The organism is Neisseria sp. P0019.S003 (genome assembly GCF_051957115.1).
GTDB classification, from domain to species: domain Bacteria; phylum Pseudomonadota; class Gammaproteobacteria; order Burkholderiales; family Neisseriaceae; genus Neisseria; species Neisseria flavescens_D.
The window spans coordinates 1-633 of record NZ_JBQCWT010000029.1 but is presented as its reverse complement, the minus strand read 5'-3'; the positions used below and the strand labels follow the sequence as shown (position 1 = coordinate 633).

At 45.0% G+C, this 633-nt stretch carries 2 protein-coding genes; one reads left to right on the top strand and one right to left on the bottom strand.

Annotated features, from left to right (window positions below):
* Positions 1-210 (top strand): hypothetical protein (locus ACTHTS_RS10910; RefSeq protein WP_440370042.1); only part of this gene is annotated, 210 nt, incomplete at its 5' end.
* Positions 211-377: 167 nt separating this feature from the next.
* On the opposite strand, the gene ACTHTS_RS10905 is transcribed toward ACTHTS_RS10910, so the two are convergent.
* Positions 378-633 (bottom strand): hypothetical protein (locus tag ACTHTS_RS10905; RefSeq protein ID WP_440370041.1); only part of this gene is annotated, 256 nt, incomplete at its 5' end.

Here is a 633-nt window from a genome sequence, read left to right as displayed (position 1 = left end):
GATCTACGCCGCGATTTTGTCAGTGCGATTGGTGATCGTCAATTCTTCGGCCGGTTCGGATTTCGTAAAGCAGCCGCCTACAAACTTGAACCGCCATTTTCGATTGTTGCCGAAGATCATCTCATTAAGGAACTCGTGCCCGGTGTTCTAGCCAGTGTGCACGGGAAAGTCAATTATGCACGCCCATTTCTTGCCAAAATGCCAAACTAGACAAATTAATTGAATCCGTTGATAAGTTGCAGGTTACTCTGCAGCTTATTTTGCTGGTCGTTGCCTTCAAACATTACTTTTCTTTGTGGTGGGCTGATTGATGTGCCTTATGTAAGGTGCCGATACACAGGCCGCCACTGACCAAAGCACCGCCCATTAGTGTGTTGTCAGTGACATGTGGCCAATATTCTACAAAGATGACGAAACCAATAATAATGACTGCTGTCAATAGTTGCCATGACAGATGATATGGTTGCCGTGCCGTCATTTAAAAGCCTTCTTCTTTGGGTCTTAACTAACTGATTGCGTTTCGAAACTATCAGGTGTGGAGCCCTGACGCTTGGAAATTTTCCAACCTCTACACGCAGGTTTCGACGCCCGTCAAAATCATCATATTTTCTTAATAAAAAGTCACCATCAGCC